Source organism: Ralstonia sp. 1138 (assembly GCF_040544795.1).
Taxonomy (GTDB): domain Bacteria; phylum Pseudomonadota; class Gammaproteobacteria; order Burkholderiales; family Burkholderiaceae; genus Ralstonia; species Ralstonia flatus.
On record NZ_JBEPKQ010000001.1, the window covers coordinates 1,370,563 to 1,387,332 of the forward strand.

Annotated in this window: 18 protein-coding genes; 5 read left to right on the plus strand and 13 right to left on the minus strand. The window is 65.7% G+C overall.

Translation table 11 applies throughout. The features are described from left to right. Positions 1-37: 37 nt before the first annotated feature. Together ABIC76_RS05995 and ABIC76_RS06000 are read right to left on the minus strand one after the other, a co-directional pair. Positions 38-634 carry a TetR/AcrR family transcriptional regulator gene (locus tag ABIC76_RS05995; RefSeq protein WP_354533308.1) on the minus strand — a complete coding sequence of 199 codons (597 nt, stop codon included), beginning with the start codon at positions 632-634 and terminating at the stop codon, positions 38-40. Positions 635-722: 88 nt separating this feature from the next. Beyond that, positions 723-1,034: a GNAT family N-acetyltransferase gene (locus ABIC76_RS06000; protein WP_354533309.1), complete on the minus strand. Its 312-nt coding sequence runs from the start codon at positions 1,032-1,034 to the stop codon at positions 723-725. Positions 1,035-1,077: 43 nt separating this feature from the next. On the opposite strand from ABIC76_RS06000, the gene ABIC76_RS06005 reads away from it, so the two are divergent. Beyond that, entirely contained in the window at positions 1,078-1,302 is a 225-nt protein-coding gene (locus ABIC76_RS06005; RefSeq protein WP_354533310.1) for a hypothetical protein, read from the plus strand. 98 nt (positions 1,303-1,400) lie between these two features. After that, positions 1,401-1,937, plus strand: coding sequence for a PadR family transcriptional regulator (locus tag ABIC76_RS06010; protein WP_354533311.1), 537 nt, complete (start codon positions 1,401-1,403; stop codon positions 1,935-1,937). A 3-nt stretch (positions 1,938-1,940) separates the two neighbouring features. Here ABIC76_RS06010 and ABIC76_RS06015 read toward each other — a convergent pair whose 3' ends face one another. The 7 genes from ABIC76_RS06015 to ABIC76_RS06045 all read right to left on the minus strand — a co-directional run bounded on the left by ABIC76_RS06015 (position 1,941) and on the right by ABIC76_RS06045 (position 8,019). After that, on the minus strand, positions 1,941-2,945 hold the full coding sequence (locus tag ABIC76_RS06015) for an NAD(P)H-dependent flavin oxidoreductase (protein WP_354533312.1): 1,005 nt from the start codon (positions 2,943-2,945) through the stop codon (positions 1,941-1,943). A gap of 48 nt (positions 2,946-2,993) precedes the next feature. Next, positions 2,994-3,437 carry a nuclear transport factor 2 family protein gene (locus tag ABIC76_RS06020; protein ID WP_354533313.1) on the minus strand — a complete coding sequence of 148 codons (444 nt, stop codon included), beginning with the start codon at positions 3,435-3,437 and terminating at the stop codon, positions 2,994-2,996. A 115-nt stretch (positions 3,438-3,552) separates the two neighbouring features. Beyond that, a complete protein-coding gene (locus ABIC76_RS06025; protein WP_354533315.1) occupies positions 3,553-4,020 on the minus strand; it encodes a universal stress protein in 468 nt (155 codons plus the stop codon). Between the two features lie 92 nt (positions 4,021-4,112). After that, positions 4,113-5,012: a LysR family transcriptional regulator gene (locus ABIC76_RS06030; RefSeq protein ID WP_027679839.1), complete on the minus strand. Its 900-nt coding sequence runs from the start codon at positions 5,010-5,012 to the stop codon at positions 4,113-4,115. A 26-nt stretch (positions 5,013-5,038) separates the two neighbouring features. Next, positions 5,039-5,359: an AtuA-related protein gene (locus tag ABIC76_RS06035; RefSeq protein ID WP_354533316.1), complete on the minus strand. Its 321-nt coding sequence runs from the start codon at positions 5,357-5,359 to the stop codon at positions 5,039-5,041. Position 5,360: 1 nt separating this feature from the next. After that, positions 5,361-6,716: an acyclic terpene utilization AtuA family protein gene (locus tag ABIC76_RS06040; RefSeq protein WP_354533317.1), complete on the minus strand. Its 1,356-nt coding sequence runs from the start codon at positions 6,714-6,716 to the stop codon at positions 5,361-5,363. Between the two features lie 4 nt (positions 6,717-6,720). Next, on the minus strand, positions 6,721-8,019 hold the full coding sequence (locus ABIC76_RS06045; protein WP_354533318.1) for a CitMHS family transporter: 1,299 nt from the start codon (positions 8,017-8,019) through the stop codon (positions 6,721-6,723). A 196-nt stretch (positions 8,020-8,215) separates the two neighbouring features. Between ABIC76_RS06045 and ABIC76_RS06050 the strand changes: the two genes are divergently transcribed. Both ABIC76_RS06050 and ABIC76_RS06055 read left to right on the plus strand, forming a co-directional pair. Further along, positions 8,216-8,764, plus strand: coding sequence for an RBBP9/YdeN family alpha/beta hydrolase (locus ABIC76_RS06050; RefSeq protein WP_354533320.1), 549 nt, complete (start codon positions 8,216-8,218; stop codon positions 8,762-8,764). A gap of 56 nt (positions 8,765-8,820) precedes the next feature. Beyond that, complete coding sequence (locus ABIC76_RS06055; RefSeq protein WP_354533321.1) at positions 8,821-11,208, plus strand: heavy metal translocating P-type ATPase; 2,388 nt, start codon at positions 8,821-8,823, stop codon at positions 11,206-11,208. 30 nt (positions 11,209-11,238) lie between these two features. On the opposite strand, the gene ABIC76_RS06060 is transcribed toward ABIC76_RS06055, so the two are convergent. The 4 genes from ABIC76_RS06060 to leuA form a co-directional block, all read right to left on the minus strand. Beyond that, a complete protein-coding gene (locus ABIC76_RS06060) occupies positions 11,239-12,867 on the minus strand; it encodes a mucoidy inhibitor MuiA family protein (RefSeq protein WP_354533322.1) in 1,629 nt (542 codons plus the stop codon). A gap of 88 nt (positions 12,868-12,955) precedes the next feature. Continuing rightward, positions 12,956-13,432, minus strand: a complete 477-nt coding sequence (gene cadR / locus ABIC76_RS06065) for a Cd(II)/Pb(II)-responsive transcriptional regulator (protein ID WP_102065455.1) — start codon at positions 13,430-13,432, stop codon at positions 12,956-12,958. Positions 13,433-13,448: 16 nt separating this feature from the next. After that, positions 13,449-13,835: a four-helix bundle copper-binding protein gene (locus tag ABIC76_RS06070; protein ID WP_354533323.1), complete on the minus strand. Its 387-nt coding sequence runs from the start codon at positions 13,833-13,835 to the stop codon at positions 13,449-13,451. A 127-nt stretch (positions 13,836-13,962) separates the two neighbouring features. Next, a complete protein-coding gene (leuA, locus tag ABIC76_RS06075) occupies positions 13,963-15,675 on the minus strand; it encodes a 2-isopropylmalate synthase (protein ID WP_354533324.1) in 1,713 nt (570 codons plus the stop codon). Positions 15,676-16,302: 627 nt separating this feature from the next. On the opposite strand from leuA, the gene ABIC76_RS06080 reads away from it, so the two are divergent. After that, positions 16,303-16,761, plus strand: coding sequence for a (2Fe-2S)-binding protein (locus ABIC76_RS06080; RefSeq protein ID WP_004631388.1), 459 nt, complete (start codon positions 16,303-16,305; stop codon positions 16,759-16,761). The last annotated feature ends 9 nt before the right edge of the window (positions 16,762-16,770 follow it).

The window sequence follows — 16,770 nt, forward strand, 5'->3', positions numbered from 1 at the left end:
ATACGGAACCAATCGATTCCAAATTGAGTAAAAAAATTCAGTCGAGGAGGCGCATCGTGCGGTCGACCAGCGCGAGCATGTCGTGCTCGGGCACGCCGGTTTTCCCCAGCACGCGCATGCCTTCGACTTGGCAGACGAGCAAACGCGCCAGCACCTGCTCGTCCTGCTCGGAAATTTCACCGCTCGCTTGCCCGCGGACGATCGCGCCCGCATAGAGCTGCTGCAGACGCCGGAACATGCGCCCCGTGCGCTCCGCGACATCCGCGTCGCGCGCGGCCAGTTCGGTGGTCATCGCGACCGCAAGACACCCCCGCCGACCTTCCTCGCCGACGGACAGGCGCGCATAGCGCAATAGCGAGTCGCGAATTGCGTCCTTCACGGGGCCGGGTTGCGAGAGGATGTCCGCGGTCGCCTTGAGCCCGTCGGCCATGTACAAGTCGAGCGCCGCCAGCAGCAACGCCTTCTTGTCGCCGAATGCCTTGTAGAGGCTGCCGCGCGACAAGCCGGTGCCGGCCATCAAGTCGGGCAGGGACGCGCCTTCATATCCGCGGTCCCAAAAAACATCCATGGCGTCGCGCACGGCATCGCCGAGTTCGAATTCGCGGGGGCGGCCCACGCCAGCCGAATTAGCCATCGATCCGTTGCGCAAACGATGCGGTGTTTGAAAGTGGAATCGATTATATGGACCGATCGGTTCCGATGTCAATGACGGGCTCGCGGTGTCAGCTGAGATCGAGGCGGAAGAAGAGCGAATTGCGGTCGGGGTAGTCGTACTTCACCGGCACCTCGCTCTGCGGGATCTCCCGAAATCCATTTGCCTTGTAGAAGGCATGAGAGCGCGTTGCGAGCGATGGTGTGTCGAGCACGATAGTGACCATGCCAGACGCGCGAGCAAACGCGATGAGGGCGCCAAACAACTTCGCTGCGCACTGCGTTTGTTTGCCTCGGTAATCGGCCAGCGCAAACAGCTTTTTCAGAATGCCGATGCCATTCGGCTTTGCCTGCAAGCCAATTGGTGCCGACGACTCGGCCATCCTGCGCGAGGGCCACCCAGAATTGTCCGCCTGGCGCGACGTAATGCGTCTCGATGTCCAAGAGGTCGGGTTGGTCCTCAAGCGAAATTCCCACGTTGAACTCAACGTTTTGCACATAGAGGATGGTGTCGATGACTTGCTGCTGTTGCGTTGCATTGAAGATCTCGACGGTGACACTGCCGGCGTGCGCGGCTGCTTCGGACATACGGTGACTCCACGAATTCAGGTCAGGGCGATTGCCGTTCAAAACGCCATTGCCAGTCGGTGATTGTATTGCGAACAAACACCGTGATTCCGTGGGAAAAAATCTTCCACGAAGCCGGTATTCTGCATTTAGAATCAACGGCTTACATAAAACATTCCATCATGTCCATCCAACACGCGCTGCTGACATCCCTGCTGGAAAAGCCCTCGTCGGGCTACGAGCTTGCACGACGCTTTGACAAGTCGATGGGTTATTTCTGGAGCGCTACGCATCAGCAGATCTACCGCGAACTCGGCCGCATGGCCGAAGCGGGCTGGGTGAGCGTGGAGGAAGAGGAAGATGGCCGCAAGAAGACCTACACCGTTCTGCCGCCGGGCCGGGACGAACTCGCGCGCTGGGTGCTGGAGCCGACCGTGTCGTCGGACAACCGCGAAGAAGTGCTGGTGAAGCTGCGCGCCGACGCCGTGATCGGCCCGCTCGGTTTTGGCGACGAGATGCAGCGCCTGATCGAGCAGCACCGCGCGCGGCTGAACACCTTCCGCGAAATCGAGCAGCGCGATTTTGCGCGGCCCGATCTCACGCGTGCGCAGCAGTTGCAGCATGCGGTGCTTCAACGCGGCATCGTTTACGAAGAAGGCTGGCTCGCGTGGGCAGACGATGTGCTGCCGTTGCTGGAGCCAGCCTCAGTGACCGCTTAAGAATTAAGCCGTTGCCGTGCTGCCGGCCGCGGTGCGCAGCGCTTCGATGTTGTTCAGGCGACGGCGCGCCACTTCGAACTCCTCGGCAAAGCGCTTGACGAGTTCCGCTGCCGGCACCACGCGCTTGACCGCGCCCACGCCCTGGCCCGCGCCCCAGATGTCCTTCCATGCCTTGGCCTTGGCGCCGCCGCCCGAGCCGAAGTTCATCTTGCTCGGGTCCGATTCCGGCAGCGCGTTCGGGTCCAGCCCGGCGCTCTCGATGCTTTTGCGCAGGTAGTTGCCGTGCACACCCGTGAAGAGGTTCGTGTAGACGATGTCGGTGGCGTTGGATTCGACGATGGCCTGCTTGTAGCCTTCCACCGCGTTGGCTTCTTCCGTGGCGATGAAGGCCGAGCCGACATAGGCCAGGTCTGCGCCCGCCGCCAGCGCCGCCAGGATGGCGTTGCCGTTGGCGATAGCGCCCGACAGCAACAGCGGGCCATCGAACCACTCACGAATTTCATGGATCAGCGCAAACGGCGAGGTCGTGCCCGCATGGCCGCCCGCGCCCGCCGCCACGGCGATCAGGCCATCCGCACCCTTGTCGATCGCCTTCTTGGCGAACGTGTTGTTGATCACGTCGTGCAGCACGATGCCGCCGTAGCTGTGCACCGCGCGGTTCACGTCTTCACGCGCGCCCAGCGACGTGATGACGATGGGCACCTTGTACTTCACGCACAACTCCAGGTCGTGCTCCAGGCGGTCGTTCGACTTGTGCACGATCTGGTTGACGGCAAACGGCGCCGACGGCTTGTCGGGGTGCTGCGCGTCGTATTCGGCCAGCTCCGTGGTGATGCGCTGCAGCCAGGTTTCCAGCAGTTCGGCCGGGCGGGCATTGAGCGCCGGGAACGAGCCGACCACGCCCGCCTTGCACTGCGCGATCACGAGGTCTGGGTTGGAAATGATGAACAGCGGCGAGCCCACCACGGGCACGGACAGGCGGTTTTGCAGGATCGGCGGCAGCGACATGGCAGTCTCCGTTGGAATCGTTATGAATGAGGTGACGAGGTGAGGGGATCAGGCTTCGGCCTTGAGCAGCGCGATCTTGTCGCCCAGCTTGGCGCCCATGGCCGCGCCGAGCGCCTGAAGGCCGGTGGCCGGACGGACCATGACTTCAAACTCGACGATCTTGCCCTCGGCATTGAAGCGGACCATGTCGATGCCCTTGAGGGCCTTGCCGCTCACGTTCGCGCTGAATTCGAGCACCACGCTGGCGCCGTCGTCGGTGCCAAAGCTGCGGTGGTATTTGAAGTCTTCAAAGACAGTGTTGACGGTGCGCAGCACCAGCGTGGTGGCCGTGCGGCCCGGATAAGGCGTGTGCGCAACCGGCGAGCGGAAGACCACTTCGTCGGCGAACAGGCGGTCGAGATCGTCCATGTTGCCGCTCTCGAGCATCGCGTGCCAGGCCTCGAGCGTGGCCTGCGCGGGGGCGTTCAGTGTGTGGGGAATCGGCTGCGGCATGCTGGCTCCTGGGCAGAAAGTGCAACGGATTGCATCAACGTGGCATGCAACATAGCACAGTCAACTTTCTCTATGCAACAAGTTGCATAGTGGAGCCATTCGACTTCAGAGGATGTCAGTCGGCAGCGTTCGCGGGGTGCTGTGCACGCACCACGATGACGGTGCGGTGCGACAGGCGCGCCGTGCGCTCGGCCACGCTGCCCAGCAGAAGGCGCGCGAGCCCGTGCTTGCCGTGCGAGCCCACCACGATGGTGTCGGCCTGCCATCGCTCGGCCTCGTGTTCGAGAGCGTGGCCGATGTCGTCGTCGGTGGCGTCGAGCATCAGGATGCCCGTTTCAGCAGCGGTGCCGTCAGCGTCGAACAGGCGCTGCAATTCGACCAGCGAGGCGCTGGCTGTGCGGTGTGCCTCTTCGCGCAACTTGTCGACGCTGTAGATTTCGCGCGACTCCGGCATGGCCGGCGAGCCGATCGCCCAGACGACGCGGACCCGGCCGTTGAATGCGCGGGCCAGGGCCGCAGCTTCCTCCACCGCGAGGTGGGACTCATGGGTGCCGTCGAAGGCGGCAAGAATGCGTTGATGCATGGGGCGCTCCGCGGAATCGGAATGGGAATGCCTCACTGTAGCAGCGCAGGTGGGCGATGCTGCACCCCGGATGTGCCCGGGGTTGCGCGTCGTCAAACGGGAGTTGTCGTGCGCGCTGGGTGCGCCAGCAGCAAGTCGAGCAGCCCTTGCGCCGCCACCGACAGACTGCGCCCGTCGCGCCGGATGACATACAGCGTGCGCACCAACCCGGGCAGCGGCAGCGGCCGCACCACCAGCTCGGGCAGCCGGAACTGGAACAGCGCCAACGCCGGAATGACGGTGATGCCCAGGTTGGCCGCCACCAGCGCGGCCGCCGTGGCCAGGTGCTCGACTTCCATGCCGCTGCGCAGCTTGGTCGGGTGCAGCGCCGCATCCAGGTATTGCCGGATGCTCGTGTTGCGCGCGAGGTGGATGAACGGCGTATCGACAAGATCGCCCACGGCCAGGGCCCGCTTGCGCGCCAACGGGTGCGCCTCGTGGCAGACGAGATGGAAGTCGTCCGCGCAGAACGGTTGTGCGGCCAAGCCCGCCATGTCGGCGCCCATGGCCGCGATGGCGAAGTCCGCCGCTCCGCGCCGGACCATGTCGATGCATGAGTCGGACAGTTGATCGTGCAGCGCCAGCTGAATGCCCGGATGCTGCGCGGAGAACGCGGCCAGCACGCCCGGCAGGATGCCCGCCGCAATCGACGGCAGCGCGGCCACCGTCACGCGCCCGGTGCGGGCTGCGGCGCGATCGCGCAGCTCGGAGAACGTCGCCTCGAAATCGGCTAGCAGGCGCAGGGCCGATTCGGCAAAGGCTTCGCCCTCCGGAGTCAATTCGACATGGCGCGTATTGCGGTCGAACAGGCGCACGCCGGCGTCGGCCTCCAGGTTCTGGATCAGCGCGCTGAAGGCCGATTGCGACAAGTGGCACGTCTGTGCCGCCTGCGTGAAGTTCTTGTGCTCGCGCAGCGCGGCAAAGGCGCGGAGCTGCTTGACGGAGAGGTTCATGGCGATGCCGGGCGTGGTGCGCCAGCTTAGCCTGGAATCTCCAGCGTGAGCAGCGCGCTGGACAGCGACTTGCCATGCGCGTCCAGCGCCAGCGAGCGCGTCACGCCACCGGCCAGCGCCCCGTGCAGCACGAAGTTCAGCGCGCCCAGCTGCGGCAGCACGTAGCGCTCGACCTTGCCGTGGACGAGGTCAGCGAAATGCGCGCGCACGCGTTCGACCGTGACGTGTTGTTCGAGCACGGCAAAGTCTTCGGCGCATTCCGGACGAAGCGCGATGACGGAAATGCATGAGATATCGCCCTTGTCGCCGGCGCGGGTGTGGGCGAGGTCGCGGAGGGTGCGGGGCATGTCAGCTCTCCAGAATGTGCACGGCGTGCGGGGCCAGTTCTGCGGGAATCAACGTCGACGCCACGGCGATGATTTCGCGCGCGTTTTTCGTTGCGCCGCCGCCGCCGGACGGGCCGCAGGTCAGCAGTGTTTCGACTTCGTTGCCGATGCGGACGGCTTCGGCCATCGATTCAGTGCGCGCCGCCACGCGCACGCGCACTTCGTACGGTTCGGCATCGGTGCGCGAAAGGGCCGCGCCGTGCAGCGCATCTACGCCAATCAGCTCGAAGCGCGTTTCCGTCATCTGCACGCCGGTAAGCGCCAGCCGCTCGCGCACGATGTCGAGTGCCAGCTTGCCGCGCGCTACCGCGTTGGGGCCGGCATAGCTGATCTGGCCTTCGCCGATATAGCTGTCGAGATAGCCGATGGAGACCTTCAATTGCCCGGTGCGCGGCGTGCCGGTGGCGCCTTCAATAACGACGCGGTCTTTGCCGTCGGCGTGCATGCGCACGTTGGAGAAGTCCGCCACCACATCCGGCGTGAGGTAACGCGCCGGGTCGTGGATTTCGTACAGCAGCTGCTCCTTGCACGTGGCTTCGGTGACGAGACCGCCGGCTGTGGCGACTTTGGTGATGCGCACCGAGCCGTCTTCACCGACTTCGCCAATGGGGAAGCCCAGACGAGCGAGGCCGGGTACGTCCTTGATGCCGGGGTCGGCAAAGTAGCCGCCTGTGATTTGCCCCGCGCATTCCAGCAGATGGCCGGCCAGCGTGCCGCAGCCCAGGCGGTGCCAGTCGTCCATGCGCCATCCAAACGCGTGGATGAGCGGCCCAAGCGCCAGCGCCGGATCGGCCACGCGCCCGGTGATCACGACATCCGCGCCCTGCGCCAGCGCATCGACAATGCCCTGCGCGCCGAGGTACGCATTGGCCGAAACCATGCGCGCGTGCAGCGATGCGACCGGTGCGCCGCCATCCATGAGCGTGAAGTCGTGGCCGCGGGTTTGCAGCAGGTCGAACACATCGTCGCCGGTGACGGCCGCCACACGCAGCTTGAGGCCGAGTTCGCGGGCGATGTCGCGCGTGCGCTCAGCCGCCGCCTGCGGGTTGGCCGCGCCCATGTTGGTGACGATGCGGATGCCGCGCGCCGCGCATACCGGCAGCACGGCACGCATGCGCGCTTCGAGCAGCGGGTCGTAGCCATGCGACGGGTCTTTGCGACGCACCTGCTGTGCGAGCGCAATGGTGCGCTCGGCCAGGCATTCGAACATCAGCACGTCGATGTCGCCATGCTCTGCGAGTTCCAGCGCCGGCTCGATGCGGTCGCCCGAATAACCGGCGCCGCCGCCGATGCGCAGTGTTTTCAACGCGGTCTTCATGCCATCACCACGGAAGCACGCCCAGCACCACGGCCACTGCGGTCATCAGCAGCGAGGCACCGAACAGAAAAGGGATCGAGAATTTCTGATGGTCGGCCAGCTCGATGCCGCACAGGCCCACCACGAGGAAGGTCGCCGGTGTGAGCGGGCTCACCGGGAAGCCGGTGGTCATCTGGCCGAGCACGGCGGCCTGCGCCACATGCACGGGCGCTACCCCCAGCATCTTCGACGCTTCGGCCACGACGGGTAGCACACCGAAGTAGAACGAATCCGGATCGAACAGCAGCGACAGCGGCATCGACAGCACGCCCAGCACCACCGGAATGTGGTGCGCCATGGCGGGCGGAATGAAATCGACCGCCGTCTTCGCCATCGCCGTGAGCATGCCGGACTTGCTCATGATGCCCGTGAACACGCCGGCGGCCAGCAGAATGCTCGCCATCATCAATGCGGCCTTGGCGTGGGCGTCCACGCGCTGGCGTTGCTGATCGACGTTCGGGTAGTTGATCAGCAGCGCGGCCACGACGCCCAGCATGAACATCACCACCGGGTCGACCTTGCCGCTCACCATCACACCCATCACGACGACGGTGAGGAGAAGGTTGATCCAGAAATTGCGCGGGCGGCGCAGCGCCTGTTCCGCATCTGACAGCGGGCGCGCGACGACCTGCGCGCCACCGGCGTGATGGGCGAGGCCCAGGCGTCTTTCTTCCCGCTTGCCCAGCAGCCATGCGCACGCAAACACGAAAGCGAGCCCCGCAATCTGCACCGGGATCAGCGGGTTGAAGATGTCTGTCACGGGCATGTGCAGCGAGGCGGATGCGCGGATCATAGGCCCCGTCCACGGCAGGAAGTTCACGCCGCACGCCATCGACGTCACGCACGCCAGGATGCGGCGGTCCATGCCTAGCCGGTCGTACAGCGGCAGCATGGCCGGAATGGTGATCAGGAACGCCACCGCGCCCGAGCCGTCCAGGTGAATCAGCAGCGCCAGCAGCGCCGAGCCGACCACGATGCGTGGCGGGCGGCTGCCCACCGTGCGCAGGATGCGGTCGATGATCGGGTCGAGCATGCCGGCGTCCGTCACGATGCCGAAGTACAGGATGGCGAAGATGAACATCCCCGCGACGGGCGCGACGTCCTTGATGCCGCCGATGATGAACTTGCTGGTGTTCAGCCCGAAGCCGCCTACAAGCGCGGCGATGACGGGAATGGCGATGAGCGCGACCAGCGGCGACATGCGTTTCGTCAGGATGACGACAAACAGCGCCACGATGGTCAGCAGCCCGAGCAGTGCGAGCATGGTCTCCTCCGAGTTTTTGGATTCGGAATCCCTGTTGGCGGGATTTCAGAGCGACTCTAGAAGTTGGCGATCTGCCTGTGAAACAGAATATTTGGATCGATTATGCGGATTTGCCGATGAGTGATGCCGACGCCGCCCGCCAAATCGCGGCAGAATGTTCTGCATTCCAATCCAACCTTCCACTGACGGAGCCACCGTGAGCGCTACCCCCACCGTCCTCATCCTGCCGGGCTGGCAGAACTCCGGCCCGGCGCATTGGCAATCGCGCTGGGAGCGCGCGCATGGGGACCGCCGTGTCGAACAGCGCGACTGGTTTGTCCCGAAGCGGGCGGACTGGGTCGCTGCGCTGGAGGCTGAAGTCAGCGCTGCGCCGGGCGATGTCGTGTTGGTGGCGCACAGTCTGGGTTGCGTGCTGACGGCACATTGGGCGGCCACTTCCGCCCGTGCGGTGCGCGTGCGCGGCGCCTTGCTGGTCGCGCCTCCGCAGCTCGATCGTGCCGACATGCCGCCGGAGCTGGCGGACTTTCGGCCCATTCCGCAGCAGCGGCTGCCGTTTCCCGCCGTGCTTGTTTTCAGCACCAACGACCCGTTCAGCGACGCCGCCTGGAGCCACGCCCAAGCCCAAGCGTGGGGTGCGGAGCCCGTCGACATCGGGGCGCGCGGCCATATCAATGCCGAATCGGGTTTGGGCGACTGGCCGGAAGCCCGCGCCATCGTCGCCAAGTGGACGAAAGACCTCATTTGAGGTCGCCGGAATGCAGGGCTTGACCCTGAAGCTTCTTTAGGGTTTTGAATGGAGGCATGAAACCCGATCTCGCCTCCGCCCTGCCTATCCACGACCACGCCAAGCCGGAAGCCTCCGGCTGCGGCGGTTGCTGCGGTCATGCGCAACCGGTCGCCAGTGACGTCGCTGAACACGCCCATGACCATGACCATGGCCATCATGATCACGGCCATGCCCACCACGATCATGATCACGGCCACGCGCCGGTAGCGGCTGCCCCCGTTGACGCCGCCGCACGTGCAGCCGCCACCGGCCGCACCGTCGTGCGCATCGAACAGATGGATTGCCCGACCGAAGAGCGCATGATCCGCGCCAAGCTGGGCAGTGCAGATGGCGTCGTCGCGCTGGATTTCAATTTGCTCGAGCGTCATCTCACCATCCACCACACCGTTGACGATGTGGCGCCCTTCCTGGAAGCGCTGCGCGCCATCGGCATGGACGGCGAGGTGCTCGAGCAGCGCGATCGCCTGGCCGCCACACCCGCTGAGCCGACCCGCATCTCGCGCCGCACGTGGCTGCTCGGCATCGGTGGCGTGACCGCATTCGGCGCCGAGGCCATCGCCTGGTCGCTCGGCGATCACGCGTGGCCGGTGCTGGGGCTGGCGTTAGCCTCCATTGCATTGGCCGGCGGCCCGACGCTGCGCAAGGGCTGGATTGCCGTGCGCGCGCTCACGTTCAACATCAACTTCCTGATGGCGGTGGCCGTCATCGGCGCGCTGCTGATCGGCAAGTGGGCCGAAGCGGCCATGGTGATCTTCCTATTTGCAGTGGCAGAAGCCATCGAGGCGCGCGCGCTGGTGCGGGCCCGCGATGCCGTGCGCGCCCTGACGGCCATCGCACCGGACACCGCAGAGTTGGCCGATGGCGCGGGCGGCTGGCGCGATGCGGCGGTCGACAGCGTTGCCGTCGGCGCGCGCCTGCGTGTGCGTACCGGCAGCCGCGTGCCCGTCGACGCGCGCATCGTGAGCGGCCGCGCCGCGGTGGACGAATCGCCCGTCACCGGCGAAAGCCTGCCGGTGGAAAAAACCGTTGGCGACACCATCCTTGCCGGCACGATCGTCACCGACGGCGTGGTGGAGGCGCAAGCCATGGCGTTGGCTGCGGACAGCACGCTGGCGCGTATCGCGGGGGCCATCCAGCAAGCACAGTCGCAGCGCGCGCCCACGCAGCGCTTTGTCGACAAGTTCTCTTCCATCTACACGCCCGCGATGATGTTGCTGGCGCTCGCAGTGGCCGTCATCGGCCCGCTCGTCACCGCCGACGGTTGGCTGGCGTGGACATATCGCGCGCTCGTGCTGCTGGTGATCGCGTGCCCGTGCGCGCTGGTGATCTCCACGCCGGTCACGGTCGTCAGCGGCCTAGCCGCCGCTGCACGCCGCGGTATTGTAGTCAAGGGCGGTGTGTATCTGGAAAGCGGCCGGCGCCTGCGCGCGCTGGCTCTGGACAAGACCGGTACGCTCACCGCAGGCCGCCCGGTGCTGGATGCGGTGATGTTGCCCGACGGCACACGCCGCGCCGTCGCGGATCTGAACGCCGCGACCGACGCGACGCAATTGCGTGCATTGGCAGTGGCCGCAGCGCTCGATGCCAACACCACGCACCCGATTGCCGTGGCCATCGTGCAGGCCGCTGCCGCGCATGGCGCGGTCGACGCGAATGCCGTGGAAGACCTGTCGGTGCTGCCGGGCCGTGGTGTGGCGGGCACGCTGGGCGGCGTACGTTGGCATCTGGGCAACGCGGCGCTCGTCGCAGAGCGTGGCTTCGACACCTCTGCCTGGCGTGCCGCTGCCGAGTCGCTGCAAGCCGAAGGCATGTCTGCCGTCACGCTGTGCGATGCGAACGGCGCCGTGGCGCTCTTCGGCGTGCGCGACCGCGAGCGCCCCGAAAGCGCCGAGGCCATCGCCGCATTGCGCGCGCTGGACGTGACGCCCGTCATGCTCACCGGCGACGACCGCCGCGCCGCACAGGCCATCGCCAAGACGGTCGGCATCGACACCGTGCACGCAGAGCAGCTGCCTGCCGACAAGCAACGCGTGGTGGGCGAGCTGGCCGCGCAACACGGCTTCGTCGGCATGGTCGGCGACGGTATCAACGACGCCCCGGCGCTGGCGCGCGCCGACATCGGTTTCGCCATGGGCGCCGCCGGCACGGCCACCGCGCTGGAAGCCGCCGACGTGGCCATCATGGACGACGACCCGCGCAAGCTCGCCAGCTTTATCCGCATCAGCCGTCGCACGGTGGCCGTGCTGCGTCAGAACATCGTGCTGGCGCTGGGCATCAAGGCGGTATTCCTGGCGCTGGCCGTGATGGGCGACGCAACGCTGTGGATGGCGATCTTTGCCGATGTGGGCGCGAGCCTGCTGGTGGTGTTCAACGGGCTGCGGGTGATGCGCACGCGCGTCTGACCTGTCGGCGCGCGTGCGGGAACGACGCGATCAGCGCAGCCCTGTAATCCGCGCATCCTTCGGATAGGTGATGAGGTAGTCAGCCGAGAAGCGCGCGCTCTCGCCGGCCGGAATGGTCTGCTCCCACGCGATCACGCCGGCGCGGCGTTCCCAGTTGCGCTTGGCAGGCTCCGGCGTGAAGGTCGAGCGCACCTTGATATCGTCGGACTGGCTGACCGGCGTGGCCTCCAAAATCTGCACGTCGATGGCGTCGCGGTGGCGGTTGCGTACGGTGTAGAGCGCCGCCAACTGGCGCTCGTTGCGGTTGTCCAGCAGGCCCACGCTGCGCTGGAAGGTCTTCGGCGTTTCCACCACCACGCTGACCAGATCATCGCGGCCAAATGGCAGCGTGACCTTCTGGTCTTCGCCGGCCGGATTCCACTGCGTGCTGCCGACCACCGCGCCATCGCGGCGCAACTGCATGTTGCCGGCGGGCCAGATGCCTTGCGGGCGGTCCACCGTGGCGACCAGGTAGGCGGTGGCGTCCATGCGCGGCGTGCTGCGCGCCGCCAGCTTTGCGGGCAGCGTTTCGCTGGCCAACGTGAGCGTGACCTTCTGGGCGTCGGAGGGCAGTTCGGCTGCGCCTTGCACGTCGAACTCCGTAGCAAACGCGGTCTGGACGGCATTCACTTCGAACAGCGGTTCGGCATCGGCCTCACGCTGTTCATTGTTCCGGCCGAATCTGGCCTTGGGCGCCGGCGCCATCGCTGCGGGTGCGGCGGGATAGGGCATGGCCTGCGGCGGCGGTTGAATATCCAATTGCCACGCATATGGTTCCGGCCCGCGTGGCGTGTTGCGCGGCTGGCCGGTCGACAGGCGCAGACGCACGCCGCGCCAGTCCTCGCCGGTGGATTGCGCAAGCGTGGCTTGCCGCTCGACCACAACGTTCGAACGTACCGAATCCACGCTCGCCTGATACGCCGGGCGCCAGCCCGCACGCGATGTCTGATAGCTCACGCGCAACTCACCGCCGCGCGGTGCCGCCACGGCAATGCGCACGGTGCGCAGCGTACTGGACGCCGAGCCGTGCGTGCGTTGCAGCGCGTCAAGCTGCGCCTTCAGTTCTGCATCGCGCTTCTTCAGTTGTTCCTGGCGGGTGAAGACGTCTTGCGCATTACGGGCCAGCGCGTCGGTGGCGCGGCCCAGCGTGGAAAAATCGGTGGCCGGCGCGCGGCCATCGCCGCCCGTGCGTTCGCTCACGGCCTTCAGGTAGCTGGCCGACAGCGCGTTCGCCTGGATCTGCACGCCAAGCGCGGCACGCTGGTCTTCGAGCGCGCGGATCTGGGTGTCCAGCGCCGTTCTGGCGCAGCCGCTGCCCTCGCTGGGAACGCTTTCCACGCGGACATCACCCACGCGGATGCTGCTGTCGCCTTCCACGCGCAGACTGTCGGCGTCGAACGTCATGGGCAGGCAGGCCAGCTCTACGCTGCGGGCGCCCGGCGCGACCGTGGCCGTGCGCACGACGGTGGCGCTATCCGGATACAACGTGACATCGGTGATGCGCGAAGGCGTCGCTGCCTGCGCCATGACAGCCGCGGCAGACGCGATGGCGCCAAGCGCTGCGCATGCCATGCGTTGTCGATGCTGGAATCGTGCTGCTGCAGCCGGTTTCGTCTTCATCCGCCCCACCCACGTGTCGTGAAATGCGGCGAGTATCGCACGTCAAAGCGCACGTCAAAGTGACGTGCCCCGCAGGGGAAAAGACCGTTCAGCGATGCACGCCGCGAATATGCCGGTGCGCGTGTTCGCCCTCGCCATGTTCGTGGCTGTGGCCTTGATGAGGGGCGGCGACGGGTTCCTCGTGCAGCGATTGCAGCACGCCGCATTCGGCCACGGACGCGGCCGTCGTGCAGCGTTGCCCGATCGCCTCGATCTGGCCTTTGAGATCGGTCAGCTCGGCGATGCGCGCTTCAACGTGGCGCAGGTGCTCGTCCAGCAGGTTGTTGATTTCTTCGCAGGACGCCTGCGGATTGGCCTGCAGCTCGAGCAGCCGGCGGATTTCAGTGTGCGCCATGTCGAGCGACCGGCACTTCGCAATGAAGGCCAACTGCTCGACATGCTCAGGCGTGTAGACGCGGTAGTTGTTGGCGGCGCGCGCAGCCGGGGGCAGCAGGCCCTGCGCTTCATAGAAGCGAATGGTCTCGATGCTGATGCCCGTGCGCTGGGCGAGTTCGCCAATTTTCATACGCGTTGAAAAAGAGTCAGAAGACAGTCGGCTCGGCGGTGATGGCTTCGACGCCGGCGACTTTCAGGCAGGCGTCCAAGCAGGCGCGGCAGGCCGTTGCACAGGCGCTGCAATGGCCTTGGCCGTGATGATCGCATTCTTCGGCACACTGGGAGCAGATCTCGGCGCAGTCTTCCAGGAGCAGTTCTGCAAATTCGCTGTTGCGCTCGAGGAATTTGCGCGTCAGAGCGCAGTATTCCGCGCAGTCCGTGCACACGCTGATGCAGCGCGCCATGGCTTCAGCGTGGCCGTTCTTGCCGGATTCCGTCGCGCAGTGAGTGCAAGCGGCCTCGCATGCCTGCAGCGCCTGGATCACACTGGCAAAACGCTTGGCATTCTCTTTCGCGGTCGGACGAGTGGTCATGTCGGTTCTCCTGTGGCAGTGGATGTGCACGCGCGCGCGCTTGGGAAGGGATGCGCCCGGGCGTGGCCCGAGCGTCATCTCTCCAATTTAGCAACTCGCGCTCCACTGCGTGAGCCCGACTTGTGCTTTATACCGCTTCTGCCTCGCTCTTGCCGCTGCGCAGCATGCCGTTGCCGGCACGTGCAATCAGGCGATTGACGCCGCCCACCACGGCGCGGATCGACGCTGTCGTGAGATTGGCATCCACGCCCACGCCGAATACGCTGCCCGCCACGCCCGGCGCGGCCATTTCGGCAAACGCGATGGCATCGGCATTGGCGCCCTGGCCGAGCGCGCGCTCTTCGTAGTGATGGATCGACACCGGTGCCGTCAGCACGTGCGACAGCGCATGTACCAGCGCATCGAGTGGTCCGTTGCCGGTGCCTTCGCAGATGTGCTCGCGGTCGGCGATGTTGACCACCAGGCGGATGTGCTGGCTGCCGTCATCGCGCTCGGTCAGGCGGTGGGATACGTAGCCGATCGCGCCATCGCCGCGCAGATAGGTCTGCTGGAAGAGCGCCCAGATGTCGGCGCCCGTCGCTTCGCGGCCGCTCTCGTCGGTCAACTGCTGCACGGTGCTGCTGAACTCCACCTGCAGGCGGCGCGGCATGGCCACGCCATAGCCGGATTCCAGCAGATAGGCGATGCCGCCCTTGCCGGACTGGCTGTTCACGCGAATGATCGAGTCATACGTGCGGCCCACGTCGGCGGGGTCGATCGGCAGGTAGGGCATTTCCCACAGCGCATCGGGCTTCTGCACGGCAAAGCCCTTCTTGATCGCATCCTGGTGCGAGCCCGAGAACGCCGTGAACACCAGGTCGCCCACGTACGGATGGCGCGGATGCACGGGCAGTTGCGTGCAGTCTTCGCAGGTCCGTGCCACGTCATTGATGTGCGAGAAATCCAGCTCCGGATCCACGCCCTGCGAATACAGGTTCAACGCAAGCGTGACGAGATCCACGTTGCCGGTGCGCTCGCCGTTGCCGAACAGGCAGCCTTCCACGCGATCGGCGCCGGCCATCACGGCCAGTTCAGCCGCTGCCACGGCAGTGCCGCGGTCATTGTGCGGATGCACGGAGAGGATGATCGAATCGCGGCGCGCCAGGTTGCGATGCATCCATTCGATCTGGTCGGCGTAGATGTTTGGCGTGGCCATCTCCACCGTGGCAGGCAGGTTGAAGATGATCTTGTGCTCGGGCGTGGGCTCCCAGACTTCGGTCACCGCGTTGCAGACCTCCAGCGCAAAGTCCAGCTCGGTGCCGCTGAAGACTTCGGGGCTGTACTGATACGTCCACTGGGTTTCGGGCATCGTTTCCGCAATCTCGCGGATCAGCTTGGCGCTTTGCACGGCAATGCGCTTGACGCCTTCGCGGTCGGTGTTGAACACCGTGCGGCGGAACACCGGCGCGGTCGCGTTGTAGACGTGGATGATGGCGCGTTTGGCGCCGCGCAGCGATTCCATCGTGCGGCGGATCAGGTCTTCGCGGGCCTGCGTGAGCACTTCGATGGCCACGCCGTCGGGGATGTGTCCGCCCTCGATCAGCTCGCGGACAAAATCAAAATCGGTTTGGGAGGCAGCGGGGAAAGCGGCTTCGATTTCCTTGAAGCCGATCTGCACGAGCATCTTGAACATGCGCATCTTGCGCTCGGCGTTCATGGGCTCGAACAGCGCCTGGTTGCCGTCGCGCAGGTCCGTGCTCATCCAGATCGGGGCACGGGTGATCGTCTTGTTGGGCCAGGTGCGATCGGCGAGGGCGATGGCGGGGAAGGGGCGGTACTTGGTGGCGGGGTTCTTCAACATGGTGAGTGCGTCCTGTGAGATCGAGATCGGTTTCGTACAACGGGGACGGCCGCGCGGGCAGCGTCCGGGGTGGCCGGAATCGGGTTCGGGAGGTGGCGGCCAGACAGCCACGGGCGCGTGGTCTGGCAACCGGTCGGTAGTCGTAGCGAAAGCGGGATCGAGGCGGGCATGAGAAAGCTCCAACGATTCGGCGCACGGACTGCGCCACACACAAGGCCCGTCGCCGCTCAGGGCACGGACCGGTCAAACACCGGAACGAGGGGGAAAGAGAGGTCTACGCGCTTACACGCGTAGTAGAGAAGCGGATAGCAGACCGCGCACGCACGAGAGGGTGCGGGCAGGAGCGGTACGGAGGGTGGTCTGCTGAGAATGCATTTGGCGATAGTGATGGGGAGGGTGGGGTGTTGTCAAGCTGCCTGGGCGGATTCCGGACGGTTTTTTGGGGCACATGAAACACCAGATCCGGAGCCGACGAAAACGTGTGCAGCCCGCTAGAAGCCATGTGATGTGGCGCCAGCAGAACCCATCCGAACCTGCTTTAATACACCCCGTCCATGCCGCCAGCCCGCTATATCAAGGGGTTTATAACGGCAAGACTCCCTCACGCCCCACAAGGAGAATCCCACAATGGTCACGTTGAACATCAACGGCAAACCGGTGGAAGTTGATGCCGATCCGTCGACGCCGCTGCTCTGGGCGTTGCGCGACAACCTCGGCCTGACCGGCACGAAATTCGGATGCGGCGTCGCATCGTGCGGCGCCTGCACGGTGCACCTGAACGGCCAGCCCACGCGCAGCTGCGTGCTGCCGATTTCTGCGGTGGCCGGCCAGCAGATCACCACGTCGGAACACATCGCCGATGACAAGGTCGGCAAGGCCGTGCTCGACGCCTGGGTCAAGCACGACGTGGCGCAATGCGGCTACTGCCAGAGCGGCCAGATGATGAGCGCGGTGGGTTTGCTGCGCACCAAGAAGAAGCCGACCGACGCCGACATCGACAGCGCGATGGCCGGCAACCTCTGCCGCTGCGCGACGTACCAACGCATTCGCGCGGCCATTCACGACGCAGCGAAGTCGCTGGCCTGAGCCCCACCG

What these genes read in the sequence shown, in the direction of transcription:
- ABIC76_RS05995 (WP_354533308.1), bottom strand. Translation starts at nt 634, where the DNA reads ATGGCTAATTCGGCTGGCGTGGGCCGCCCCCGCGAATTCGAACTCGGC.
- ABIC76_RS06000 (WP_354533309.1), bottom strand. Translation starts at nt 1,034, where the DNA reads ATGGCCGAGTCGTCGGCACCAATTGGCTTGCAGGCAAAGCCGAATGGC.
- ABIC76_RS06005 (WP_354533310.1), top strand. Translation starts at nt 1,078, where the DNA reads ATGCGTCTCGATGTCCAAGAGGTCGGGTTGGTCCTCAAGCGAAATTCC.
- ABIC76_RS06010 (WP_354533311.1), top strand. Translation starts at nt 1,401, where the DNA reads ATGTCCATCCAACACGCGCTGCTGACATCCCTGCTGGAAAAGCCCTCG.
- ABIC76_RS06015 (WP_354533312.1), bottom strand. Translation starts at nt 2,945, where the DNA reads ATGTCGCTGCCGCCGATCCTGCAAAACCGCCTGTCCGTGCCCGTGGTG.
- ABIC76_RS06020 (WP_354533313.1), bottom strand. Translation starts at nt 3,437, where the DNA reads ATGCCGCAGCCGATTCCCCACACACTGAACGCCCCCGCGCAGGCCACG.
- ABIC76_RS06025 (WP_354533315.1), bottom strand. Translation starts at nt 4,020, where the DNA reads ATGCATCAACGCATTCTTGCCGCCTTCGACGGCACCCATGAGTCCCAC.
- ABIC76_RS06030 (WP_027679839.1), bottom strand. Translation starts at nt 5,012, where the DNA reads ATGAACCTCTCCGTCAAGCAGCTCCGCGCCTTTGCCGCGCTGCGCGAG.
- ABIC76_RS06035 (WP_354533316.1), bottom strand. Translation starts at nt 5,359, where the DNA reads ATGCCCCGCACCCTCCGCGACCTCGCCCACACCCGCGCCGGCGACAAG.
- ABIC76_RS06040 (WP_354533317.1), bottom strand. Translation starts at nt 6,716, where the DNA reads ATGAAGACCGCGTTGAAAACACTGCGCATCGGCGGCGGCGCCGGTTAT.
- ABIC76_RS06045 (WP_354533318.1), bottom strand. Translation starts at nt 8,019, where the DNA reads ATGCTCGCACTGCTCGGGCTGCTGACCATCGTGGCGCTGTTTGTCGTC.
- ABIC76_RS06055 (WP_354533321.1), top strand. Translation starts at nt 8,821, where the DNA reads ATGAAACCCGATCTCGCCTCCGCCCTGCCTATCCACGACCACGCCAAG.
- ABIC76_RS06060 (WP_354533322.1), bottom strand. Translation starts at nt 12,867, where the DNA reads ATGAAGACGAAACCGGCTGCAGCAGCACGATTCCAGCATCGACAACGC.
- cadR (WP_102065455.1), bottom strand. Translation starts at nt 13,432, where the DNA reads ATGAAAATTGGCGAACTCGCCCAGCGCACGGGCATCAGCATCGAGACC.
- ABIC76_RS06070 (WP_354533323.1), bottom strand. Translation starts at nt 13,835, where the DNA reads ATGACCACTCGTCCGACCGCGAAAGAGAATGCCAAGCGTTTTGCCAGT.
- leuA (WP_354533324.1), bottom strand. Translation starts at nt 15,675, where the DNA reads ATGTTGAAGAACCCCGCCACCAAGTACCGCCCCTTCCCCGCCATCGCC.
- ABIC76_RS06080 (WP_004631388.1), top strand. Translation starts at nt 16,303, where the DNA reads ATGGTCACGTTGAACATCAACGGCAAACCGGTGGAAGTTGATGCCGAT.